Origin of the sequence: Methyloceanibacter marginalis (assembly GCF_001723295.1) — a bacterium.
GTDB lineage: Bacteria > Pseudomonadota > Alphaproteobacteria > Rhizobiales > Methyloligellaceae > Methyloceanibacter > Methyloceanibacter marginalis.
This window is the reverse complement of record NZ_LPWD01000147.1, coordinates 1-6,172: the sequence shown is the minus strand read 5'-3', so window position 1 is coordinate 6,172 and position 6,172 is coordinate 1. Positions and strand designations below refer to the sequence as shown.

Here is a 6,172-nt window from a genome sequence, read left to right as displayed (position 1 = left end):
CGGCGAGGTCGAGGACGAAGGCGGCATCGCCCCGCGCTGGTTCCGCATCTCCGTGCAGCCCATGCCGCCGGAGCCGGCCTCGGGCCGCAAGGGCGCGCTGACCGTATGGCAGGTCGACGAGGTCACCCAGGACCGGGCGCGCGAGGAGACGAGCTTCGCCAAAGTTCAGGCGGCGATCGATTATCTCGACAACGCGCCTGCCGGATTCTTCAGCGCCGATGAGGATGGCCGCATCGAATATCTCAACGCCACGCTGGCGCAGTGGCTCAGGCTCGATCTCTCCGATGCCGCGAGTGGCCGGCTGTCGCTTGGGAAGATCATGTCCGACGACAACGCGGCGCTGATCGCCGGCGCCGGCCGCGGCGAGACGCAAGGCGGCATCCGGCATTTCGACATCGATCTTCTCAAAGCCGACGGCACCACGATGCCGGTGCGCGTTCTGCATCGCCTGCCGCGTGGGCATCATCTCGCCCACGTGCTCATCCTCAACCGCGGACCGGGCGAAGCGGAAGAGGCGGGCGCGGCGGAGCTGAGATTTGCGCGGCTGTTCCACGCCGCGCCTATCGCCATCGCCACGGTGGATGCCGACGGCATGGTCAGCGCCACCAACGCCGCCTTCGTGCGCATGTTCGGCGCGGACGCCGAAACCGACGGCGGCGACAAGAGGCCCCTGGAGCGTTTCGTCGAACCGGCGGACCATCGAGGCGCTGCGCAAGGCGCTCGAGGCGGCCACCGCGGGCCAGGGCGTGATCGAACCGGTGGACGTGACCTTCAGCGGAACCAAGGAGCGCAGCGGCCGGCTTTATCTCAGTCCGATCGAGCACACCCTGGGTGACGGCGAGGCGGCGATCGCCTACGCCATCGACACCACCGAGCAGCGCGCGCTGGAAATGCAGATCGCGCAGAGCCAGAAGATGCAAGCGGTGGGTCAGCTCGCCGGCGGCATCGCTCACGACTTCAACAATATGCTGACGGCGATCATCGGCTTCTCCGACTTCTTGCTGCTGAACCACCGGCCCACCGACCCCGCGTTCCAAGACATCATGAACATCAAGCAGAACGCGAACCGGGCCGCAGGGCTCGTGCGCCAGTTGCTTGCCTTCTCACGTCAGCAGACCTTGCGCCCGCAAGTGCTTCAGCTCGGCGACGTCCTGTCGGAGCTGTCCATCCTGCTCGGCCGCCTACTCGGCGAGAATGTCGAGCTCAGCCTCGATCAGGCCAGCGATCTGTGGCCCGTCAAGGCCGATCTTCATCAATTCGAGCAGGTCGTCATCAATCTCGCCGTCACGCGCGAGACGCCATGCCCGGCGGCGGCAAGCTTGCCATCCGCACCGCCAATGTGAGCGAGCCCTTGTCCCGTGAGCTGGGCTTAAGCCACATCCCGCCCGGCGAGTATGTGATGATCGAGGTGCGCGATACCGGCACGGGCATGAGCGATGAGGTGAAACAGAAGATCTTCGAGCCGTTCTTCTCCACCAAAGAGATCGGCCGCGGCACCGGGCTTGGCCTTTCCACCGTCTACGGCATCATCAAGCAGACGGGCGGCTACATCTTCGCCGAGAGCGAAGAGGGCGAGGGCACCGTCATGCGCGTCTACCTGCCGCGCTACGCCGAGGATGCCGCCGAGGCCGAAATCGAGCCGGAGCCCGCAAAGGCCGAACGCAAGCCCGAGAAGCCCAAGGACTTGACCGGGCGCGGCACCGTGCTGCTGGTCGAGGACGAGGATGCCGTCAGGAGCTTCGCCGCCAGGGCGCTGGGCACGCGCGGCTATCACGTGCTGGAAGCCTCGACCGGCGCCGAAGCGCTCGAGGTCTTCGAGGGCCATGACGGCGAGGTCGATCTCGTGGTCAGCGACGTGGTGATGCCCGAAATGGACGGCCCGACCCTGATGAAGGAGCTGCGGCGCGACCACCCGGACCTCAAGATCATCTTCATGTCCGGCTATGCGGAAGACGCCTTCCGCCGCAACCTGACCGAGAACGAGCACTTCATGTTCCTGCAAAAACCCTTCGATCTGAAGCAGCTTGCGGCGGCGGTGAAGTCGGCGCTGGAAGGCTAGGCGCGTCCCCGGCGGAAGCCGCCCCTGCGGCCCTTTGGGGCTTCCCTTGCGCGCCGATCGCGTCTAAGGCGGAGCGCGAAATCCAGCCCGACAGGAGACTGACGCGTGCCCGACTACGAGGTCATGCCTGCCGAAGAGGACGGCGAGCCGCAACGCAGACGGCGCAAGAAGCCGAAACTGCCGTGGCTCACCATCGAGCGCTATGGCGGGCGGCTGCTTTATGTCTGGTTCGGCATGCGCTTCATGACTTTAATGAAGCTGTTCTGGCGCGGCCGCTTCTCCTTCACGCTGAACTGCATCCCGGACACGCTGGCGCTGTTCATCTGGGTGCCGTGGAACACGCCGCTCACCTGGATCTCGGAAGCGCTCTACAAGCGCAAAGCCGAAGCCCTGCCGCTGGATACGCCGCCGATCTTCGTGGTCGGACACTGGCGAAGCGGCACCACGCTCCTGCACGACCTCTTCTCCGAGGACCCGAACCTCGCTTATCCGACGACCTATGAATGCTTCTTCCCGCACCATTTCCTGCTGACCGAAGGCCGGCTGGACCACGTCTCAAGGTGCTCCTGCCGAAGCGCCGGCCGCAAGACGACGTGCCGGTCGGCTTCGACCGCCCGCAGGAAGAGGAGTTCGCCATGATCATGCTGGGCGAGGGCTCGCCCTACAATACCATGCGTGGCCGCGGCTCGGACCCGTCGACACCGAGTATCTCGATTTCGAAGGCCTCCCCGACAAGAAGGTGAAGAGCTGGGCGGATGCCTTCATGTGGTTCTACCGCCGGCTCATGCTCAAGCACCACAAGCGTCTCGTGATGAAGACGCCGGCCAATGCCGCGCGCATCAAGGTGCTGGCCAAGCTGTTTCCGGATGCGCGCTGGGTGTTTATCGCCCGCAACCCGCTCGACGTGTTCCCGTCGACCGTGAAGCTGTGGCGCGCGCTCTACTCGACTCAAGGCCTGCACAATCCGCCCAATCTCGAGGACTGGCTGGACGACTACGTGCTCGACACCTACGAGCGCTTTACCAAGGCCTATGAACGCGACCGGCATTTGATCCCGGCAGAGAACCTGGTCGAGATCCGCTACGAGGACCTGATCAAGGATCCGGTGCAGTCGATGCGCGACATTTACCAGAGACTCGGACTCGACAAGTTCGACGAGGCCGAAGGACCCATGCGCGCGATCCTGACCGATCGCTCCGACCACAAAGTGTCGTCCTACCGCCTGCCCAAGCCGCTCGCGCACAGGATTGCCGAGCGCCTGAAGCCCTTCATTGACCGCCACGGCTATCGCGATGCGGTGGATGCCACGCTCGCCGAGCCGGAAGCGCCAAACGCGCCGCTCCGCGAACAGGCAGCATCGTAGTTCGGACCGGGGTAGAGGAGGTGAGAAGCGACAGGGAACGTCCGGCGCGCAACGGGCGTGTTCAAAGAAGAGTTCGACTTCGATAAGGAACACTTCGATGCCCGCAAACGCTTCCGTCCCGCGCGGCCCGCGGCAATTTCAGGCGCCTGACAACGACGTCCTGGCCGATACCGTGGCCCAGATCGAGGCAAGCACCCTCCGCAACCCGCTCGCCGCGGTCGCCATCGCGGCCGGTGCCGGATTTCTGTTGAGCAAATTGAGGGCGGACAAGCTTGCCTGGCATCTCGGACTCTTCCCGGCCATCGCGGGCGTCGCGGCCGGTTACTTCGCCAAGCGCTGACGATCAAGGACGAGGCCGCGCCGCCTGAGAAGGCGGCGCGCTTTTTTGGCAGGCGTCTAGACGGCGTCCTTGGCGGCCTTCACCGGGCGCACCTTCAGCACCTTGCGGGCGGGCTTCGCCTTGAACACGGTCGGCTCCTTGGTGAAGGGGTTGATGCCCTTGCGCTCCTTGGTGGCCGGCTTCTTGACGACAACGAATTTGGCGAAGCCGGGCAGCATGAACTCGCCGGTCTTCTTCATCTCTTTGTAGCCGTGCGTCGCCAGCGACTCGAGAACGGCCTTCACGTCCTTCTTCGTCAGCTCGACGTCGTCGGCAATCGTTTGAATGAGTTCGGTTTTCGACATCATTTGATTTGCACTCCTAAAAATAAGGGGAAGGCCTCGGCCGCCCAGGCGGCGCCGGCTGCATCCATACCCTTGACGCATGGCCGATTCGGCCCGGTTTGTCTGCAAAGAAGGCGAGGATGGTGTCGGTATGTCTAATGCCCGGTTTAAGCCGGGCAAGGGGGTATTCAGGTAAAATCAGCCCTCATCCCGGGCGGGATCCCCCGCGCGGGCGGCCGTAGGAGAGGCGCTGTTGGGCTTGGAGCCGGCGCTCAGGCTCTCAGGAGCGCGCCGCCAGAGTCGGGGCGATCGATTGCCGGCTGCGAGGCGATCGGGCTCGATGGCCAAGCGGCTGTTAGCCTCCAGCAAGGCCAAAGCACCATGAACCAAGCGGGTGACGTCTCGCTCGCCCGACTTTCCCAGTAAGATGACGGTTTTTGCCAGGATCTCGCGGGTCGCCGCGGCATGAGCCTCGTCGGCAAGACGGCTGCCGGCCGCCTCCAAGACCTGCCACGCCTGGTCGAAGGCGGCGCCAAGCCGCTCGGTGGCTTCCGGGTCAAAGGCACTGCTTGCAAGAAGTCTGATCATCGGCATGGTCGCCTCCTTTCGAGGATGCGCGGCTTGCTCCCGCGCGCTCGGAAGGGACAGGATCTCTACGCGCACGGTCTCGCATGCGGGGCACACATAGCTGAGCACGCCTAAACCGCTGACTAGAGCGTGGCCTTCAATTCCGAATAGCCTCGTTTTTGCTCCGCACGCTTCGCAGCGCGGACCATCCGGCTGATTGCGAGCAGAATTTATAATCTCAAGCATGGATGTACACTAAGACAAACGGCCAGAGACGTCAAAACATTATTTGCAAATACTATATTACATTCAGTTAGTACTGTGGATTACTCAGGTACAGTGCCGCAAGAAAGTATTGTTAGGCGAGGCGGCTGGCGTCCGATTTTTGGTCATTGACCAACAGTGAGGGAACTCAGACATTGGCTGCAAGTTAGTCACCACAGCAAGACGGATGCGACCGCAACTGGTGCATGGAGGGTTCAATGACGGAGCACAGGATCCGGGGTGAGCGCCTTCAAATCATGCTGACACCCGCCGAATTGGCCGTCGTCGACGATTTTCGCTTCAAGAAGCGCATGCCGAGCCGGGCCGCGGCGGTGCGCGAGCTGATCAATCGCGGTCTCTCGGCTGAGGGCTTCGGGGCGGCGGCGCCGGGAAGCCAATCGAAGGATTTTGGAATCACCACGGAGTGACGCGCCGTCCTGCGGCTCGGCGGCACATTCCGATTTCTTACGACGCGATGTCTTAGGAGTCGGTTTCGGCGCGCGGGCTCGCGTTCCGCCGCGAGGCGATGCCCCAGACGGCGATGAACATGGCGGCGATCAAGGGCCCCACCACGAAGCCGTTGAGCCCGAAGATGGCGATGCCGCCGAGCGTCGAGATCAGCACCACATAGTCGGGCATGCGCGTGTCCTTGCCCACGAGATAGGGCCTGAGCACATTGTCCACGAGGCCGATGACGCCCGCGCCGAAGGCGATGAGCACGATGCCCTTCAACAGCGCGCCGGTGGCGAGCAGATAGAGCGCCACCGGGAACCAGACCACCGCGGCGCCGACAGCGGGCAGCAGCGACAGGAAGGCCATCACCACGCCCCACAGGACGGGCGCGTGAATGCCGAGTACCCAAAAGATGAACCCGCCGAGAAAGCCCTGAACGATGGCACCAGGATGGTGCCCTTGATCATGGCCCGCACCACGACGGCGAATTTCTCGAACAGCCCGCGCTTCTGCTCCGAGGCCAGCGGCACCGCGTCCTTGATGCGCTGGGACAAGGCCCCGCCGTCGCGCAGCAGGAAGAACAGGAGATAAAGCATCACGAACAGGCTGATCAGCAGGTTCGCCGTGCCTTGGCCGACGAGCACCGCCTGGGCGGCGAAGAACTGGCTGCCCTCTTTCAGCAGCGCCACCACGCGCTGTTGGATATCGCCCACATCGCTGACGCCGACGCGCGCGAGCAGGCCCGAGGCCCAGCCCGGCAGCGCCTCGAGGACCCGCTGAAGCTTCCGCCCGAGATCGAGCTC

General features: G+C 64.0%; 11 protein-coding genes. 7 read left to right on the top strand and 4 right to left on the bottom strand.

Annotated elements, in window-relative coordinates:
* The 6 genes from AUC71_RS20205 to AUC71_RS06305 form a co-directional block, all read left to right on the top strand.
* On the top strand, positions 1-835 hold an 835-nt coding region (locus tag AUC71_RS20205), incomplete at its 5' end, for a PAS domain-containing protein (protein WP_204376655.1).
* The gene (locus AUC71_RS20200) at positions 747-1,343 is read left to right on the top strand and encodes a sensor histidine kinase (protein ID WP_204376654.1); all 597 of its coding nucleotides are present in this window, start codon (positions 747-749) and stop codon (positions 1,341-1,343) included. The genes AUC71_RS20205 and AUC71_RS20200, both read left to right, overlap by 89 nt.
* Positions 1,301-2,059 (top strand): response regulator, encoded by a 759-nt coding sequence (locus tag AUC71_RS20195; protein WP_069623590.1) that lies wholly within the window; start codon positions 1,301-1,303, stop codon positions 2,057-2,059. Before AUC71_RS20200 ends, AUC71_RS20195 begins: the two co-directional genes overlap by 43 nt.
* 105 nt (positions 2,060-2,164) lie before the next feature.
* A complete protein-coding gene (locus tag AUC71_RS06315; RefSeq protein ID WP_069623589.1) occupies positions 2,165-2,698 on the top strand; it encodes a sulfotransferase in 534 nt (177 codons plus the stop codon).
* A gap of 124 nt (positions 2,699-2,822) precedes the next feature.
* Positions 2,823-3,422 carry a sulfotransferase family protein gene (locus AUC71_RS06310; protein ID WP_204376653.1) on the top strand — a complete coding sequence of 200 codons (600 nt, stop codon included), beginning with the start codon at positions 2,823-2,825 and terminating at the stop codon, positions 3,420-3,422.
* Between the two features lie 97 nt (positions 3,423-3,519).
* Positions 3,520-3,762 carry a hypothetical protein gene (locus AUC71_RS06305; RefSeq protein WP_069623587.1) on the top strand — a complete coding sequence of 81 codons (243 nt, stop codon included), beginning with the start codon at positions 3,520-3,522 and terminating at the stop codon, positions 3,760-3,762.
* Positions 3,763-3,818: 56 nt separating this feature from the next.
* Here the strand turns inward: AUC71_RS06305 and AUC71_RS06300 are convergent, their stop codons facing one another.
* Positions 3,819-4,106 carry an HU family DNA-binding protein gene (locus AUC71_RS06300; protein ID WP_069623593.1) on the bottom strand — a complete coding sequence of 96 codons (288 nt, stop codon included), beginning with the start codon at positions 4,104-4,106 and terminating at the stop codon, positions 3,819-3,821.
* Between the two features lie 177 nt (positions 4,107-4,283).
* Positions 4,284-4,679: a hypothetical protein gene (locus AUC71_RS06295; RefSeq protein WP_141701496.1), complete on the bottom strand. Its 396-nt coding sequence runs from the start codon at positions 4,677-4,679 to the stop codon at positions 4,284-4,286.
* A gap of 455 nt (positions 4,680-5,134) precedes the next feature.
* Here AUC71_RS06295 and AUC71_RS06290 point away from each other — a divergent pair, with 455 nt between their 5' ends.
* On the top strand, positions 5,135-5,344 hold the full coding sequence (locus tag AUC71_RS06290; protein WP_069623592.1) for a hypothetical protein: 210 nt from the start codon (positions 5,135-5,137) through the stop codon (positions 5,342-5,344).
* A 52-nt stretch (positions 5,345-5,396) separates the two neighbouring features.
* Here the strand turns inward: AUC71_RS06290 and AUC71_RS22605 are convergent, their stop codons facing one another.
* Together AUC71_RS22605 and AUC71_RS22600 are read right to left on the bottom strand one after the other, a co-directional pair.
* Positions 5,397-5,765 carry an AI-2E family transporter gene (locus AUC71_RS22605; protein WP_425283359.1) on the bottom strand — a complete coding sequence of 123 codons (369 nt, stop codon included), beginning with the start codon at positions 5,763-5,765 and terminating at the stop codon, positions 5,397-5,399.
* On the bottom strand, positions 5,735-6,172 hold a 438-nt coding region (locus AUC71_RS22600), incomplete at its 5' end, for an AI-2E family transporter (protein WP_425283360.1). The genes AUC71_RS22605 and AUC71_RS22600, both read right to left, overlap by 31 nt.

Excerpts from the sequence above, each read along its gene's own strand:
- AUC71_RS06300 (WP_069623593.1), bottom strand. The coding sequence starts at position 4,106 with ATGTCGAAAACCGAACTCATTCAAACGATTGCCGACGACGTCGAGCTG.
- AUC71_RS20195 (WP_069623590.1), top strand. The coding sequence starts at position 1,301 with ATGCCCGGCGGCGGCAAGCTTGCCATCCGCACCGCCAATGTGAGCGAG.
- AUC71_RS06310 (WP_204376653.1), top strand. The coding sequence starts at position 2,823 with ATGTGGTTCTACCGCCGGCTCATGCTCAAGCACCACAAGCGTCTCGTG.
- AUC71_RS06305 (WP_069623587.1), top strand. The coding sequence starts at position 3,520 with ATGCCCGCAAACGCTTCCGTCCCGCGCGGCCCGCGGCAATTTCAGGCG.
- AUC71_RS06295 (WP_141701496.1), bottom strand. The coding sequence starts at position 4,679 with ATGCCGATGATCAGACTTCTTGCAAGCAGTGCCTTTGACCCGGAAGCC.
- AUC71_RS06290 (WP_069623592.1), top strand. The coding sequence starts at position 5,135 with ATGACGGAGCACAGGATCCGGGGTGAGCGCCTTCAAATCATGCTGACA.